This is a genomic window from Streptomyces sp. NPDC005423, from assembly GCF_040606415.1.
Classification (GTDB): Bacteria; Actinomycetota; Actinomycetes; order Streptomycetales; family Streptomycetaceae; genus Streptomyces.
The window spans coordinates 71,930-87,243 of record NZ_JBEXET010000016.1 but is presented as its reverse complement, the minus strand read 5'-3'; the positions used below and the strand labels follow the sequence as shown (position 1 = coordinate 87,243).

At 72.2% G+C, this 15,314-nt stretch carries 13 protein-coding genes and 1 riboswitch; of the genes, 6 read left to right on the top strand and 7 right to left on the bottom strand.

Annotation, left to right across the window (positions count from 1 at the left end):
* Window positions 1-378: 378 nt before the first annotated feature.
* The 3 genes from ABZT12_RS18930 to ABZT12_RS18920 form a co-directional block, all read right to left on the bottom strand.
* Window positions 379-867 carry a hypothetical protein gene (locus ABZT12_RS18930; RefSeq protein WP_356385268.1) on the bottom strand — a complete coding sequence of 163 codons (489 nt, stop codon included), beginning with the start codon at window positions 865-867 and terminating at the stop codon, window positions 379-381.
* A gap of 362 nt (window positions 868-1,229) precedes the next feature.
* Window positions 1,230-2,594, bottom strand: coding sequence for an FAD-dependent oxidoreductase (locus ABZT12_RS18925; protein WP_356385265.1), 1,365 nt, complete (start codon window positions 2,592-2,594; stop codon window positions 1,230-1,232).
* Between the two features lie 167 nt (window positions 2,595-2,761).
* Window positions 2,762-3,217, bottom strand: a complete 456-nt coding sequence (locus tag ABZT12_RS18920; RefSeq protein ID WP_356385262.1) for a MarR family transcriptional regulator — start codon at window positions 3,215-3,217, stop codon at window positions 2,762-2,764.
* Between the two features lie 169 nt (window positions 3,218-3,386).
* On the opposite strand from ABZT12_RS18920, the gene ABZT12_RS18915 reads away from it, so the two are divergent.
* A complete protein-coding gene (locus tag ABZT12_RS18915; RefSeq protein ID WP_356385259.1) occupies window positions 3,387-4,847 on the top strand; it encodes an MFS transporter in 1,461 nt (486 codons plus the stop codon).
* Between the two features lie 182 nt (window positions 4,848-5,029).
* Here the strand turns inward: ABZT12_RS18915 and ABZT12_RS18910 are convergent, their stop codons facing one another.
* Entirely contained in the window at window positions 5,030-6,859 is a 1,830-nt protein-coding gene (locus ABZT12_RS18910; RefSeq protein ID WP_356385256.1) for an NlpC/P60 family protein, read from the bottom strand.
* A gap of 9 nt (window positions 6,860-6,868) precedes the next feature.
* Window positions 6,869-7,027: riboswitch (cyclic di-AMP (ydaO/yuaA leader) on the bottom strand.
* 424 nt (window positions 7,028-7,451) lie between these two features.
* Here ABZT12_RS18910 and ABZT12_RS18905 point away from each other — a divergent pair.
* From ABZT12_RS18905 to ABZT12_RS18885, 5 genes are all read left to right on the top strand, one after another.
* Complete coding sequence (locus tag ABZT12_RS18905; RefSeq protein WP_356385474.1) at window positions 7,452-9,473, top strand: DUF1996 domain-containing protein; 2,022 nt, start codon at window positions 7,452-7,454, stop codon at window positions 9,471-9,473.
* A gap of 214 nt (window positions 9,474-9,687) precedes the next feature.
* Window positions 9,688-9,852: a 50S ribosomal protein L33 gene (gene rpmG, locus ABZT12_RS18900; protein WP_356385254.1), complete on the top strand. Its 165-nt coding sequence runs from the start codon at window positions 9,688-9,690 to the stop codon at window positions 9,850-9,852.
* Between the two features lie 88 nt (window positions 9,853-9,940).
* Window positions 9,941-10,201, top strand: a complete 261-nt coding sequence (locus tag ABZT12_RS18895) for a type B 50S ribosomal protein L31 (RefSeq protein WP_356385251.1) — start codon at window positions 9,941-9,943, stop codon at window positions 10,199-10,201.
* Window positions 10,202-10,260: 59 nt separating this feature from the next.
* Window positions 10,261-10,383 carry a type B 50S ribosomal protein L36 gene (gene ykgO / locus ABZT12_RS18890; RefSeq protein WP_356385248.1) on the top strand — a complete coding sequence of 41 codons (123 nt, stop codon included), beginning with the start codon at window positions 10,261-10,263 and terminating at the stop codon, window positions 10,381-10,383.
* Window positions 10,384-10,518: 135 nt separating this feature from the next.
* Entirely contained in the window at window positions 10,519-11,730 is a 1,212-nt protein-coding gene (locus tag ABZT12_RS18885; protein ID WP_356385245.1) for a cysteine desulfurase-like protein, read from the top strand.
* 4 nt (window positions 11,731-11,734) lie between these two features.
* Here ABZT12_RS18885 and ABZT12_RS18880 read toward each other — a convergent pair whose 3' ends face one another.
* The 3 genes from ABZT12_RS18880 to ABZT12_RS18870 all read right to left on the bottom strand — a co-directional run bounded on the left by ABZT12_RS18880 (window position 11,735) and on the right by ABZT12_RS18870 (window position 15,310).
* A complete protein-coding gene (locus tag ABZT12_RS18880) occupies window positions 11,735-12,949 on the bottom strand; it encodes a carbohydrate-binding protein (protein ID WP_356385242.1) in 1,215 nt (404 codons plus the stop codon).
* A 128-nt stretch (window positions 12,950-13,077) separates the two neighbouring features.
* On the bottom strand, window positions 13,078-14,496 hold the full coding sequence (locus ABZT12_RS18875; protein ID WP_356385239.1) for an MFS transporter: 1,419 nt from the start codon (window positions 14,494-14,496) through the stop codon (window positions 13,078-13,080).
* A gap of 13 nt (window positions 14,497-14,509) precedes the next feature.
* Window positions 14,510-15,310, bottom strand: coding sequence for an alpha/beta hydrolase (locus ABZT12_RS18870; protein WP_356385236.1), 801 nt, complete (start codon window positions 15,308-15,310; stop codon window positions 14,510-14,512).
* Window positions 15,311-15,314 lie beyond the last annotated feature (4 nt).

Genomic DNA, 15,314 nt, shown 5'->3' with positions numbered 1-15,314 from the left:
GTCTGCGGGCGGGGACGGCGGGCGTTCCCAGTATCGTCACCTGGGATCATGCCGAGTCAAGCGGGGGTCGCGCGGCTCGGGCGGCGCGTGAGGCGACCGGGTCCCGTGCGAAGGCCGTGCGCGCCCGCGCGCGGGGCGCGCGGCCCTCGTCCAGGGCGACAGGCGCGCACCCGTGCCCGTGATCGGAGCCGAGCGCGCGCAACGGAGGCCGTAGCCGGACCCGTCCGCCGTCCGTCTCGGAGCCCGTCCCGCCCGCCCTCGGCTCGTGGCGGGTCCCACCCACCTTTCGCTCGCGGCGGGGTCCGGCCGTCATCCGCTCAGAGCCCGTCCCGCCCACCTTTCGCTCGGGGCGGGGTCCGGCCGCCCGTGGTCCGGGTCTCAGCCCCGGCGCGGCCCTCTGCGCCGGAACGGCTGGGCAGGCGGCGGGCCTGCGTCGGCCATGGGAGCGCTGAAGCCCTCGGGCACGAACCGCGTGGACGCGGCGGCCGGAGCCGCCACCGGCTCGGGCCGCTGCTCGACGACCGCCCGCGAACGCGGCAGCGGCCGTCCGACGACGCGGGTGTGGGTCATCAGCGCGGCGCAGGCTGCGCAGACCTCGGCGAGCGTCCACACCTGGCCGATCGCGGGATCGTGACGCAGGACGAGCACGACCGAGCCCGCGCAGTCGACGCGGGTCCCCTCGTGCGCGCCGCACTGCTGCCGACGGCATCCGCAGGCCGCGTCGGGCCGTACGGTGGCCGCTCTGGCGTGCGCGGCGGCATGAGCTTCGGCGAACCGCCGCAGGGCCGCGATCTCCCGCGACCGGGCGGGCATGCCGCACCCGGAGGAGCAGCTGACGGAGGCGGTACGGTCACGGTGGCCTGTCATCCGGATGGTCCAGGTACGACCGGGCCGACGGGCTGACGGAACGTCAGGATACGCGAGAGCCAAGACCACAATTCCTTCGGTGGAGGTGTTCACGCGGTGAAAGGCGTTTCAGTAGAACTACCCGTCGTGACCCGGTTCACAGCACTTCGACATGCTGACTTCCTCTCGTCACTTCCGCTCACTCCGCCGAGCGGCCCGGTCCGGCGCTGCGGGCGGGGCGCGCTACGGCAAGCCCCTGTCCGACGCGCGGTCGACCGCCTCTGCCTTCCTCGGCGGCCGGAGCGGAACCGCGACGAGGGGCCCGGCGGCGGACCGCCGGACCCCTCGTCGTCGCCGTGTTCCGGCCGCGGGTGTGGTGCGTGCTACGCCCCGCTCGCCCTCAGCATGTCCTCGCGCTCGACGAGCTTGACCCGCTCGCGGCCCTGCGGCTCGCCCAGCGCCTTCTCGGCCGCGTCGAGGCGGTACCAGCCGTCCCACGTGGTGAAGCGGACGTTCCGCTCGGCGAGGAACGCGTCCACGGCCGCCGGCTCGGGCGAAACAGGTGTGTGCAAACGCCCGTTGGCGTGGTCGTCCAGCAGATTGGCGACCGTCTCGTTGGCATCACCCTTGGTGTGACCGATCAGGCCCACGGGACCACGCCGGATCCAGCCGGTCACGTACGTCGACCGGAGGTGTTCGCCGGACTCCTCGATGACCCGGCCGCCCTCGTCGGGGACGGTGCCCGAGTCGATGTCCCAGGGCAGCTTGGGAAGCCGGTCGGAGAGGTAGCCCACCGCACGGTAGACGGCGGTGACGTCCCACTCCTTGAAGGTGCCGGTGCCCTTGACGTTGCCGGTGCCGTCGAGGGCGGTGCGCTCGGTGCGCAGCCCGACGACCCTGCCGTCCTCGCCGAGGATCTCGGACGGCGACTCGAAGAAGTGCAGGAACAGCTTGTGGGGGCGGTCGCCGACGTCCCGGATCGCCCAGTTCTCCAGGGTCTTGGCGACCATGTCGGACTGCTTGTTGCCGCGCCGGGTGGCGATCGAGCCTTCGTCGTAGTCGATGTCCTCGGGGTCGACGATGACCTCGATGCTGGGGGAGTGGTCCAGCTCGCGCAGCTCCATCGGGCTGAACTTCGCCTGAGCCGGGCCGCGACGCCCGAAGACGTGGACCTCCAAGGCCTTGTTGGCCTTCAGGCCCTCGTGCACGTTGGGCGGGATCTCGGTCGGGAGCAGTTCCTCGGCCGTCTTGGCGAGGATGCGGGCGACGTCGAGCGCCACGTTGCCGACACCGAGGACGGCGACCTTCTCCGCCTCCAGCGGCCAGCTGCGGGGCACGTCCGGGTGGCCGTCGTACCAGGAGACGAAGTCGGCGGCACCGTAGGAGCCGTCGAGTTCGATGCCGGGTATCGACATCTCCCGGTCGGCGGTCGCGCCGGTGGAGAAGACCACCGCGTCGTAGAAGGTGCGCAGGTCGTCCAGGCTGATGTCGGTCGGGTAGTCGACATTGCCGAAGAGACGGATCTGGGGCTTGTCGAGGACCTGGTGCAGGGCCGTGATGATGCCCTTGATGCGCGGGTGGTCGGGGGCCACGCCGTAACGGATCAGGCCGAAGGGGGCGGGCATCCGCTCGAAGAGGTCGATGGACACACCGGGCGCGGCGGCCACCTCGGACTTGAGCAGGGCATCGGCGGCGTAGATCCCGGCGGGGCCGGCTCCGACGATGGCTACCCGCAGGGGGCGCGGCATGATCAGGTTCCCTTCGAGTGAGGACAGGCGTCTCGACGGAAATCCTAAGTTGAGGCAAGCCTTACCCGGTATGCGGGTCCACTCTATGACCTCATAAGGCCAGCTTATGGGGCCCCAAGGCCGTCGTGCGGCCGCGACAGCCCGTGCGGCGAGCGTGCTGTGCGGCGCTACGGCCGCGGCCAGGGACGGCCGCCGAGCCGTTCGATGTCGGTGTTGAAGCGCCGCAGGAACGAGGCGAACGCCGCGACGTCGTCATGGGACCAGTCCGCCATGATCCGGTCCAGCGCGTGCACGAGACCCTCGCGCTCCTCGTCGAGCATCCGTGCGCCCTTGGCGGTGATCCGGAACTTGCGGGCCATCCCGCCCTCGGGGTCGGGGATGCGCTCCACGAGTCCGGAGCGCATCGCCGCGGCGGTCTGCCGGTTGAGGGTGGAGGCGTCGAGACCGAAGGCGTCGCTGAGTTCGCCGATCGACATCGGCCCCTGCACCCGGATCCGGCTCAGCAGGATGTAGGCGCTGCGCTCCAGGACGCCGTCCTTGCGGGGGCCGCCCTTGAGCTGCAGGAGTCCGTGGCGGCTGAGGAGCATCTGCTCGTACTCCACCTCGTGCGTGGGGCCGTCCATCCGCCTGCTGCCTCCTGCTGTCCACCGAGGCCGCCGGTACGTCCCGTTCGGCGGGCGGCCCGGTTCCATCCTCGCACGCGAGTATGTGCCGCCCACAAAACAGGGACGATACATATGATGTGTACGATGCACATCAGTCCGAACGACATATAAGCCGAGGAGTCCCGTCATGGACGCCCCCCAGCCCTCATCAGCCCGCGCGGGCGGTGTGATCGCCACGCTGGCCTTCGCCGGCATCACAGCGGCGATCATGCAGACGCTGGTCACCCCACTCATCGCCGAACTGCCCCAGCTGCTGCACACCTCGTCCTCGAACGCCGCCTGGGTGATCACGGCCACCCTGCTGGTGGCGGCGGTCTGTGTGCCGGTCGTCGGTCGCCTCGGCGACCTGGTCGGCAAGCGCCGGATGCTGCTCGTCTGCTCCGTCCCGTTGATCGCCGGCTCGGTGGTGTGCGCGCTCTCCTCCTCCGTCGTCCCCATGATCGTCGGGCGGGGCCTTCAGGGCATGGGCATGGGCATGGTGCCGCTCGGCATCGCCCTGCTCCGTGACGTGGTCCCGGCGGAGCGGCTCAGCTCCTCCATCGCCCTGGTCAGCGCCTCCATGGGGATCGGCGGCGGCCTCGGTCTGCCGATCGCCGCGGCGATCGCCCAGTACGCCAACTGGCGTGCGCTGTTCTGGGGTTCGGCCGGTCTGGCGGTCGTCGTCGCCCTGCTGGTCTGGTTCCTGATCCCGGACGTACCGGCCGGCGCCAAGGGCCAGCGCTTCGACGCGCCCGGCGCGCTCGGCCTCGCCGTCGGCCTGGTCTGCCTGCTGCTCGGTGTCTCCAAGGGCGCCGACTGGGGCTGGGGCTCGCCGACGATCCTCGGCCTGTTCGCCGCCGCCGTGATCGTCCTCCTGGCCTGGGGCTTCTGGGAGCTGCGCACCCGGGACCCCCTGATCGACCTGCGCACCACGGCCCGCCCCCGGGTCCTGATCACCAACCTCGCCTCGATCTTCGTCGGCGTCGGCATGTACGCGAGCCTGCTGGTCGTCCCGCAGCTGCTCCAGTTCCCCTCAGCCACGGGTTACGGACTCGGCCAGTCGATGCTGGCGGCCGGTCTCTGGATGGCGCCCGGCGGCATCATGATGATGATCGTCTCGCCGCTCGGCGGAAAGCTCACCAACGCACGCGGCCCGAAGTTCACCCTGATCAGCGGCGTCCTGGTGATCGCCGCCGGCTACGGCCTGTCGATCGGCCTCATGGGCACCGCCTGGGGGCTCATGCTCGTCTGCATCGTCATCAACAGCGGCGTCGGCCTCGCCTACGGCTCCATGCCCGCGCTGATCATGAGCTCGGTGCCGCTCTCCGAGACCGCCGCCGCCAACGGTTTCAACACGCTGATGCGCTCGCTCGGCACCTCGATCGGCGCGGCGGTGATCGGTGTGGTCCTGGCCCAGATGACCAACACCGCGGGCGGCTACACGTTCACGTCCGAGGGCGGGTTCCGCACCGGCCTGATGATCGGCGGCGGTGTCGCGCTGCTGGCCGCCCTGGTCGCGGCCGCCATCCCGGCGGTACGCCGACCCCCGGCCGGCGAGGAGGAGGCCCTTCCGGCCACCGCGCTGGAGGGCGCCTCGGTCGAGTCCTGACCACCACCCGGGGGCGCGCGAGCGGTCCATCCGCTCCCGGCCAGGTCGGGCGTGTCTGTCGACGGCCGTCGGCCGGAGGTGCCGCGAGCACCCCGGCCGACGGCCGTTCCGCGCTGTCCCTCCGGTCCGGACAGCAACGCCCAGGGCTCAACACCCGACGTCCTACGGCAGGACGCGACCCGTCACGCGGGCCGTACGGCGCTCTGGATCGCGGACGGGCCCGCGAAGAAGATCGACTCCTCGCGTACGGGCATGCCCGGACCCGGCGCGTGGATCATCTGGCTGTTGCCCGTGTAGAGGCCGACGTGCCCGGCGTCGCCGTGGAAGAAGACGAGGTCTCCCGGGCGGACGTCGGTGAGCGGGACGGGTGTGCCGACCAACGCCTGTTCCGGCGCCGTACGCGGCAGCAGGACCCCGGCGGCCCGCCAGGCGGCCTGGACGAGGGCGGCGCAGTCGTAGGTGTCCGGACCGGACGCGCCCCACAGGCACGGCTTGCCGATCTGGGCGCGGGCGAACCCGAGGGCGGTGGCGTTCTTGCTGGCCGCGCTGACAGCGGGCGCGCCGGTAACGGGGGCGGTGTCGACGGGTGCGGTGGCGATCGCCGGCGCCGTCGGGGTCGCGGTCGCCGTGGCGACCGCGGGGATCGAGGGGCTGGTCAGCGGGTCCGCCAGGAAGGCCAACTCCACTTCGGCGTCGGTGAGTTGCTGATACTGGGGCACCTGCGGCGCGGGCTGCCAGAGGACTTCGGGGGCCGGCTGCCAGTCGAGTTGCTGCGCCGACTGCCAGGCCGCTTCAGGGGCGACCTGGGTCGCGAAGCCGGGCATGGACTGCGTACCGAAGTCGGGAGCCGCCTGCATACCGACCCCCGGCATCGACTGCGTGCCGAAGTCCGGGGTGACCGACGCGTATCCGAGGTTCGGTGTGCCGGATGTGCCGAAGTCGGGGGCGGGTTGCGTGCCGCCGAGGACGGGCATGGAGTGCGTGCCGAAGTCCGGGGTGACCGACGCGTATCCGAGGTTCGGTGTGCCGGATGTGCCGAAGTCGGGGGCGGGTTGCGTGCCGCCGAGGACCGGCATCGACTGCGTGCCGAAGTCCGGGGCCTGCTGGGTCCCGTAGGCGGGCATGAAAGGTGAATTGGGGTCCGGGGTGGGCTGGCTGCCGAAGCCGGGGTCGGGCTGGAGGCCGACGACGGGCATCGACTGACTCGCGAGCGTGGGCGTCGACTGGGTGCCGAAGTCCGGGGCGGGCTGCCAGGGCTGCTCCGGAACCGCTCCCCAAGTGGTAGCGGCCGGTGCGGAGTTGAGCTCCGGGGCGGCGGCCCACGGCTGTGCGGCGTACTGGGAGAGCAGTTCGCGGTCCGGGGCGTACTCGGTCCAGGCCTGCTGCGGCCCGGCGGCCGCGGGCAGCGCCTGACGGCCGGACTCCTGGGCCAGTTCCGGGAGTTGTGGCGGCTGCGGGACCTGAAGGGCCTGCGGCAGTTGCGTGGTCGCTGTCGGCAGCGCCTGTTCGGCGGTCCGTGGTGCCGGTGACGCGGGCGGCAGCGCGGCGATCGCCGGTCCGGCCGTCAGCTCCGGTACGTCGCCGGAGGCAGCCGCGCCGACCGGCCCCGCCGTTAGCTCGGCCACGGGCCGGGAGCCCGCCGCGCGGTCACGGCCGCCGTCGTCGCCGCTCCGGCGCGGAGCGGGAATGCCCGCCCGGGAAGCGGCCGTTCGGGCGGGATTCCGGGCGGCCGGGAGCACGGCCGGGACGCTCGGGCCCAACTGCGCGCGGGCCGCGTCGAACCACTGCCGGGCGACGGCGTCGAGAGGCGGATTCGACGGCCGGCCGGCGGCCGCGGGACGCTGACGTCCGCGTCCTCCGGCCGCCATGGCGCGCGTGGCGTTGTAGTTCCCGGTGGCGGTCTCGGCCGCGTCGTAGAGGGAGTTGATCCGCCGCGCGACCTCCTCCCGACTGGGTCGGTCGTCCGTGCTGAGGCCGCTGACCCCGGACCGATCGCTGGATTCCGCCGCCATGGCAGACGTGCTCCCTCCGTGCTGCGCCTACCGGGTTAGCTGTCGGGTTCGGGCGGGTGGATACGGAAGGTGTGCCCTACGGCCCTTGTCCCTGGGGACAGTTGGGCCGATTCACCCCAAGTCGATTGGGTCCCCGGCTCCGGCCGCCACGGGGGGCGGTACCGGACTCAACGCCGGCCGCGCGGCCCGGCGCCGTTCGCCGGAGGAAGTCGTGCGGCCTGGCGCCAACCTAGCCAACGTGTGTGCCTCGTGTGAAGGTTGAAGCGCGATATGTCCGATACGTAAATGTGACCTTTACCTCTACCGTACGTCGAGCGTCGGTCCAGCCGCCGACGACGGCCCTGGTCACCGCTGGTCGAGGGGTGCCGCGCCAACTCCCGGCAGGAGGTTCGGAGCAGCGTGAGGATGCCGTTTCATAAGAGGTCGCTGTGAATTCGTGGCTCGCTTGAACGCGCCACGCACCCGCTCCGTATGAGTCGGGGGGATTTCCATGCCGAGCCGACCGATAGGCGTAGGAGCACTTCTCTTGAGACGCAACACGCGCAGACGCCCCACGGGCGCACGACGAGCGACTCTGGCAGCAGTCGCGCTGATGCTGGGTGGCGGCGGCCTCGTGGCGGCCAACGTGTACGCCTCCGCGGCCGAGGGCGGCCGGGGCGGCGACTCCTCCCAGCACACGGACTCGGCTGCGCCGGGCGGGAGTTCGGGAGCCGGCACGATCGACTGCCCGGACGTCGGAAGCCGGTTGACCACGGTTCCCGAGGGCGCGAAGTCGGACGTCGACACCGAACTCGCCCTGCTCGACCAGCAGACGGCCGAGGCGTACCAGAAGCTCCAGAACTCGGCGCAGGCCATCGGCCAGGACGCCGGCTTCGCCGACAGCGCGATCATGAGTCCGCTGAAGGAGAAGCGCGCGGCGACGCTCGAACGCATCGCCGTCGCCATCGACCGCGTGGGGGAGCGCCCCCAGGGCCTCGACGACCTCGCGGCCTGCACCCTGCGCCCGTCCGACAACCAGAACGGCGCGGGCCAGGGCCAGCAGCAGGGTGACAGCCCGGGCCAGAGCGGCCAACCGACCGCGGGCCAGACCAGCAACGGCGGCCAGACCGGCAACGGCGGACAGGCCGGCAACGGCCCGGTCGCCGCGGACTACGCGGACATCACCACGGTCCAGCCGAACGTGCGGAGTCCGCAGCAGCAGGCGGACGCCTCCCGGGGCACCTTCACCACCAGGTGCGGGGTGAACGCCAACGGCCTGTTCAACTCGGACAACGTCATCGTCGCGCCGGGTGTCACCAACGGAGCCCACCACTTCCACGACTACGTGGGCAACCAGTCCAACAACGCCTTCGCCAGTGACCAGGACCTGGCCACCGCCGACACCAGCTGTGCCGACAAGGGCGACAGGTCCACGTACTACTGGCCCGTCCTGCGGTTGCAGAACGGGACCCAGGAGCGGGACGCCAACTCGCCCGGCGGCGGCACCGAGGGCAACGCGGGCCGGATCGTCACGGCCAAGCAGGTCACGCTGACGTTCCAGGGCAACCCGCGCGGCAAGGTCACCGAGATGCCGCGCCTCCTGCGCATCATCACCGGCGACGCCAAGGCGTTCGTCAACGGGCCGGCCAACGCCAACGCCTCCTGGAGCTGCACCGGGTTCGAGGACCGGCAGCTCAAGGACAAGTACCCGCTGTGCCCCAAGGGCAGTGACGTGGTGCGCACGTTCAGGTTCCAGAGCTGCTGGGACGGCAGGAACATCGACAGCGCCAACCACCGTACCCACGTGGCGTTCGCCACCGCCGACGGCGCCTGCCCCGAGGGCTTCGAGCCCATCCCGCAACTGGTCCAGCGCATCGTCTACGGCGTGGGGGCGCCGAGCCTCGCCGACGGCGGGCGCACGGTCCCGTTCTTCGCGGTCGACTCCTTCCCGGAGCAGCTGCACAAGCCGGTCACGGACCACGGTGACTTCATCAACGTCTTCGACGAGAGCCTGATGCGGGAGATGGTCGGCTGCATCAACGACGGGCGGCGCTGCGGTGCCGGGTCCGGTTCGGGTTCCGGCGGCGGAGACCAGGGCGGGACCACGCCCCCGGCCGAGCCCACCGCGGGCAACGGCGCCGGAGGCGGCAACGGCTCCGGCGACGTCGGTGGCGGTGACAACGGGGGTGCGACCGATCCCGGCACCGGAGGCGGCGAGCCGTCCGCCGAGCCGACTGCCGAGCCGTCCGACACCGTCACGGCCACGCCGAGCGCGACCGACCGGCCCGGCGCCCCGGCGACCGAGCCCGCGGAGGGTGTGACGCCCACCCTGGCGGAGCCCAAGGCCGACACCAAGACCTCGGGTGTCCATGACGCCGCCACCGCGGCCCCCTCCCGGGGCGGCTCGGGCGACGCTTCCGGCGGCGAGGTGGGGACCGCCGTGCGGACACCGGACCCGACGATCACGGCGGGCGGCGGGGAGACCTCGGTGGCCGCCCCGCAGACCGAGCCGCAGGCGGTCCAGGGCGGCGGCCTCGCCGAAACCGGCGCGCACCTCTGGCCGGCCGCCCTCGGGGCGCTGCTGCTGATCGGCGGGTTCGTCCTGCTCCGCAGGGGCGGACGCGCCGCACGCTGACGTAGTTCCCCGTCGCGGAGGCGGGGACGAGCCGGTCCGCGGAGGCCCGATCACGGCGTCCGCGGGCCGGCTCTCGCGCTGTCCGGCCCCCGGCGATCCCCTCAGCGGCGAGGGGGAATACGGAGGCACCCTCCGCGGTTGGATGGCATGTAACCGACAGCGGGGATCGAGACCGAAGACCCCCGGTTGCCGGACGGAAGGAGAACGAATCCCCATGGCAGCCAACAACGTGCGGCCCGTGGTGACCCTGCGGTCGACGGCCGGAACCGGCGCGACCTACGTCACCCGCAAGAACCGCCGGACCCACCCCGACCGGCTGGTCCTGCGCAAGTACGACTCGGTGGCCGGCACGCACGTCCTGTTCCGCGAGGAACGCTGACCCACGGGCCGTCCGTCAGCGGCGGACGGCCCCACCCGACAGGGCGCCCCGCAGACCGCGCCCCGAGCGCCGCAGGAGAGGACAGAGCATGCAGCCGCGCATCCACCCCGAGTCCCGTCAGGTCGTCTTCCGCGACCACGCCGCGGACACCGCCTTCCTCACCCGGTCGACCGCAGTGGCGAACCGCACGATCGACTGGGCGGACGGCCACACCTACCCGCTGATCGACGTCGAGATCTCGTCCGCGAGCCACCCCTTCTACACCGGAAGGGCGCGCGTCCTCGACACCGCGGGACGGCTCGAACGCTTCGAGCGCCGTTACGGCCGCGAGGCCGCGGCCCGAGTCTGACCCGTGACCGCCGTCGCACCACCCCGCGACGGCGGTGGCACAGAACGGAGAACACCGCCATGAAGGTACGCAACTCACTGCGCTCACTGAAGTCGAAGCCCGGCTCCCAGGTGGTCCGCCGCAAGGGCGTCACCTACGTGATCAACAAGCGGGACCCGCGCTGGAAGGCCCGCCAGGGCTGACCCGGACGGCACAGGCCGGGGACCGGGCGGGATGGGCCGCACCCCGCGATGGCACGCACTGGAAGACTGACCTCGACGACCACCGTCGACACCTGGGTCCCCGACCCGGGTGTCCGGTCCCGACAGGAGCCTCTCGTGACGTACGACATCGCCGCCATCCGGGCCCGGTTCCCCGCGCTGGCCGCCGGCACCGCCCACTTCGACGGTCCCGGCGGCACCCAGACACCGGCACCGGTCATCGAGGCCATCGCGGACGCGCTGGCGGCACCCCTGTCGAACAGGGGCCACGAGACCGCGGGGGAGCGCAACGCCGACGGCATCGTGGTGGCGGCCCGGCAGGCCATGGCCGACCTGCTGGCCGCCGACCCGTCGGGCATCGTCTTCGGCCGCAGCGCCACCCAGCTCACCTACGACTTCTCCCGCACCCTGTCCAGGACTTGGGCGCCGGGCGACGAGGTGGTGGTCACCCGCCTCGACCACGACGCCAACATCCGGCCCTGGATCCAGGCCGCCGAACGGGCTCAGGTCACCGTCCGCTGGGTCGACTTCGATCCCGCCACCGGCGAACTGAGCCTGGACGAGGTGCGTTCCGTCCTCTCCGCGCGGACCCGTCTGGTCGCCGTCACGGCGGCGTCCAACCTGATCGGCACCCGGCCCGCGATCACGGAGATCTGCCGGCTGGCCCACGAACGCGGCGCCCTGGCCTACGTCGACGGCGTGCACCACACCGCCCACACCCTCGTCGACGTCGAGCGACTCGGCGCCGACTTCTTCGTCTGCTCGCCCTACAAGTTCCTCGGCCCGCACCACGGAGTCCTCGCCGCCAGGCCCGAGTTGCTGGAGACCCTGCGACCGGACAAGCTGCTGCCCTCCTCCGACCGGGTCCCGGAGCGGTTCGAACTCGGCACCCTGCCCTACGAGTTGCTGGCCGGTACCACCGCGGCCGTCGAGTTCCTCGCGGACCTCGACCCGGCCGCGACGGGCAGTCGGCGACAGCGCCTGGCCACCGCGTTCGCGGCCCTCGAAGCCCGCGAGGAGACGCTCCGCACCCGGATGGAGAAGGGGCTGTCCGAACTCGGAGGGATCACCGTCCACTCCCGGGCCGCCGACCGGACCCCCACCCTGCTGCTCACCTTCGACGACGAGGCGCACAGCACGGTGGACGCCTGCCGTTTCCTGGCACGGCGCGGTGTGTGCGCCCCGTCCGGCTCGTTCTACGCCCTCGAAGCCTCGCGTCGGCTCGGCCTCGGCGACACCGGCGGCCTGCGCCTCGGCCTCGCGCCGTACAGCAGCGCGGAGGACGTCGACCGGCTGCTGTCGGGTCTGGCCGACTTCCTGACGGGCTGAGGCGTCAGCAGGTTCCCTCGTCCTGCCAGACACCCCAGTCGGAGGCGGTGGGCACCCCGTTCTGGGTCCACCACTTGGCCTTCCAGTTGTGACCGCCGTACGAGACCTCGTTGCCCTGGGTGTAGACCGCCGTCGAGCTCCAGGCGGCCTTGCACCCGACGGGCGTCGGGGTCGGGGTCGGCGTGGGGGTGGGGGTGGTGGTGGGCGGGGTGACCCCGGCGAACTTCACGGAGTACTTCGCGAAGTCCCACGCGTTCTGCGCCACGCTGGAGCAAGTGCCGGACGTCCGGCCGCCGTTGTCGGCCGGGGTGCACTGGCGGTCGCGGTTGAGCGACCAGAAGGTGAACCGGTCCATGTTGTGGCTGGTGGCGAAGTCCAGCACGGTCTGGAAGTCGGCCTGCGAGAAGTACTCGCCGCTGTCGCTGCGCCCGTTCATCCCCGAGAAGCCCTCGTGCGCGTAGGCCGTCGCCTGGCTCCAGCCGAAGGTGGACTGGAGGACGGAGTTGAAGTTGGTGAGCGCCGCGGTCTGCGCGGCCGCGCCGCTGAAGCCGCCGTCGAACGGCATGATGGAGAAGTTGTTGGGGGTGAACCCCTGCGCCTTCGCCTCCAGCAGCATCTGCTTGCCGAACCAACCGGTGCCGTCCGCCGTGCCGGCCGTGGTGACGGAGACGTACAGACCCGGGTTGTTCTGCTGGAGGATCTTCGCGGCGCCGATCTCGTTCTTGATGGCCGCGGTGTTCTCGTACTCCGGCTCCTCCAGGTCGAAGTCGATGGCGTGCAGGCCGTACTTGGAGATGACCTGCTGGTACGCCGCCGCCGTCGAGGCCGCGTCCGCGCACACCTGGCCGAGCTTCGTGCCGCCGTAGCCGCCGATCGAGACGGAGACGTCACCGCCCTTGGCGCGGATGGTGTTGATCGTGGACTGGACGGCGGTGTCCGACGAGACGGGCGCCGTGCCGCCCCAAGTGGCTGAGCAGCCACCGCCGTTGGGGGCGAGGACGAAGGCGAGCTGGAACGCCTTGAGGCCGGTCGCGTCCATGATGGCGGCCGCGTCCGGCGGGTCGTTGTCCAGCGGCATCAGATAAGGGGCCGCCGCGTACCAGCGGTTGCTGAGCGCGGTCGTCGCGCCCGAGGCGTTGCCCGCGACCAGCGCGGTCGCCCCGGCTGCGGCGAGCCCGACCGCGGCCGCCGCGCCCAGACATGGGCGAAGACGTCTCATGGTGTGCCTCCGGTGGGGGAGTGGAGTGGGGGATCACCCCAGCTTCCTGGCCTGTCGGCCCCCCGTCAACGAGTTGGACTAGACCAAGCGGCACTTTGGACTAGACCATGCACATTCTTTACCCGCGCTCAGCCCGACTCCGCTGCCAGGCGCGGCCGTTCACCGTCGTGTCGGTCCACGGGGCCGGACGCCTCCCGAGCCGTCCGGCGCCCCGCGGTCACCCCGCTCAGGGCGAGTACGGCCAGTCCGCACCCGGTGACGATCCACCAGGCCGACGCCCGCGACCCGTCGGCGACCGCCGCCCCGATCACCGCGACACCGAGCGCCGAACCGACCTGCCGGCTGGTCGCGGCGAGAGCGGCGGCCACCCCGGCCTGGGCGCGCGGCAGACCACTCACGGCCGTATCCGTGACCGGCGCGTTGACGAAGCCGAAGCCCACGCCGAACAGCGCGTAGGTGATGGCCAGTTGGAGGTACGACGGGTGTGCCGACGCGGTCGTGAACACGGCCAGCGCGCCACTCGCCGACATGCCCGCCCCGGCGAGCAGCAGCGGAACGCGCGGGCCCCGGCTGCCCACCATCCGCCCGGACAGCGGCGGACACAGCAGCGCCGGCACCGCCATCGGCAGCAGCCGCACCCCGGCCGCCAGCGGACTGAGACCCAACACACCTTGCAGATAGAGGGCGTTGGCGAACAGGAAGCCGCCGAGGGCGGCGAACGCGAAGACCGCCGTCAGGGTGGCGCCGCTGAACGACGGAGCGCGGAACAGGCGGGGATCGACCAGTGGTTCGGGCCGCCGTGTCTCGTAGGGCACGAGTGCGGCCAGCGCGCCCGCCGCGGCGATCAGGCACCCCACGACCAGCGGCGAGGTCCAACCGGCCTCGGGCGCCTCGATGATGGCGTAGACGAGGGCGCCGAGCACCACGACGACCAGTGACTGCCCGACCGGGTCGGCCCGGCGCGGGTGGGCCGCGCGGGACTCCGGGACGAAGAGCGCGGTCAGGACCAGTGCGACGATGCCGATCGGCACGTTGAGCCAGAACACCGAACGCCATCCCACCCACTGCACCAGTACGCCGCCCAGGACCGGCCCGGCCGCCATGCTGACGCCGACCACGCCTCCCCACACACCGATCGCCCGCGCCCGTTCCGCGGGCTGGGGAAAGGTGTTGGCGAGGATGGCCATGGCGACCGGGGTGAGCATCGAGCCGCCCACCGCCTGGAGCATGCGGAAGGACACCAGCCACCCGGTGCCCGGCGCGACGCTGCACAGCGCCGACGCCGTGGTGAACAGGACAAGGCCGAGCTGGAAGACCCGCCGGCGGCCGACCCGGTCGGCCGTGGCACCGGCCGCCGTCAGCAGCGAGGCCAGCACGATGGTGTACGCGTCCAGCGTCCACTGCAGGCCGGAGACGGAGGAGCCGAGGTCGCGGCCGACGGAGGGCAGGGCGACGTTGAGGACGGTGCTGTCGAGGCTGACGAGGAGGACGCTCAGACAGCAGACGGCCAGCACCACCGACCGTCCGCCCCTGCCGGACCGGTACATACGGCGCCTCCCGTCAGAGCCGGTCGGCGGTGGTCGTGGCCGCGAAGTCCCGGACGAGGGACAGCAGTTGGTCCGGGGTCTCCAGTTGCGGCATGTGGCCGCTCGCCGCGATCAGCTCGAACCGGGCCCCCGGGACGGCCGCCGCGTACGCGCGCCCGTACTCGGCGTCGACGACCTGGTCGCTCGCGCCCCAGGCGACGAGGGCCGGGCAGGTCACCTTGGCCAGCCGCTCGGCCAGTGACGGGTCCTCCATGACGTACGGGCCGGAGTAGACCTCCAGGGCGGCGCGGCCCGCGGCCATCGCCGCGCGGACGGGCTCCGGCAGGGAAGCCGGGTCCACGGCGAACTTCGCGGGGTCGTGGAAGGCGAGCCGGGAGAGTTGGGCGGGGGTGAGGGAGAACGTGTCGGCGATGGGGTGGCCCGGGACGAGGAGGCCGGCCGCGTTGACCAGGACGACGCCGCTGACGCGGTCGCTGCCGGTCAGGGCGAGTTCGGCGGCGATCCAGCCGCCTATCGAGTTGCCGACGACGACGACGTCCGTCAGGTCGAGGTCTTCGAGCAGTTGCGCGTAGAGCCGGGCCAGGGTGGCCACGTCGGTCAGCCACTCCGGGCGGACGGTGCCGCCGAATCCGGGGTGCACCGGCGTGACGACCCGGGTGTCGCCCGGTGCGGCGAGCAGACCGGCGAACGCCGCGACGGTCTGCGGCCCGCCTCCGCCGTGCAGCAGCAGGAAGGGGCGGCCCTCGCCCTGGTCGTCGACGGTGACGTCGACGTCGGCGGCGGGGAGGTGGACGGTACGGACAGTGCTGGGCATGTGG

What these genes read in the sequence shown, in the direction of transcription:
- ABZT12_RS18880 (WP_356385242.1), bottom strand. Translation starts at nt 12,949, where the DNA reads ATGAGACGTCTTCGCCCATGTCTGGGCGCGGCGGCCGCGGTCGGGCTC.
- ABZT12_RS18915 (WP_356385259.1), top strand. Translation starts at nt 3,387, where the DNA reads ATGGACGCCCCCCAGCCCTCATCAGCCCGCGCGGGCGGTGTGATCGCC.
- rpmG (WP_356385254.1), top strand. Translation starts at nt 9,688, where the DNA reads ATGGCAGCCAACAACGTGCGGCCCGTGGTGACCCTGCGGTCGACGGCC.
- ABZT12_RS18930 (WP_356385268.1), bottom strand. Translation starts at nt 867, where the DNA reads ATGACAGGCCACCGTGACCGTACCGCCTCCGTCAGCTGCTCCTCCGGG.
- ABZT12_RS18925 (WP_356385265.1), bottom strand. Translation starts at nt 2,594, where the DNA reads ATGCCGCGCCCCCTGCGGGTAGCCATCGTCGGAGCCGGCCCCGCCGGG.
- ABZT12_RS18905 (WP_356385474.1), top strand. Translation starts at nt 7,452, where the DNA reads ATGCTGGGTGGCGGCGGCCTCGTGGCGGCCAACGTGTACGCCTCCGCG.
- ABZT12_RS18895 (WP_356385251.1), top strand. Translation starts at nt 9,941, where the DNA reads ATGCAGCCGCGCATCCACCCCGAGTCCCGTCAGGTCGTCTTCCGCGAC.
- ABZT12_RS18920 (WP_356385262.1), bottom strand. Translation starts at nt 3,217, where the DNA reads ATGGACGGCCCCACGCACGAGGTGGAGTACGAGCAGATGCTCCTCAGC.
- ykgO (WP_356385248.1), top strand. Translation starts at nt 10,261, where the DNA reads ATGAAGGTACGCAACTCACTGCGCTCACTGAAGTCGAAGCCCGGCTCC.
- ABZT12_RS18870 (WP_356385236.1), bottom strand. Translation starts at nt 15,310, where the DNA reads ATGCCCAGCACTGTCCGTACCGTCCACCTCCCCGCCGCCGACGTCGAC.
- ABZT12_RS18875 (WP_356385239.1), bottom strand. Translation starts at nt 14,496, where the DNA reads ATGTACCGGTCCGGCAGGGGCGGACGGTCGGTGGTGCTGGCCGTCTGC.
- ABZT12_RS18910 (WP_356385256.1), bottom strand. Translation starts at nt 6,859, where the DNA reads ATGGCGGCGGAATCCAGCGATCGGTCCGGGGTCAGCGGCCTCAGCACG.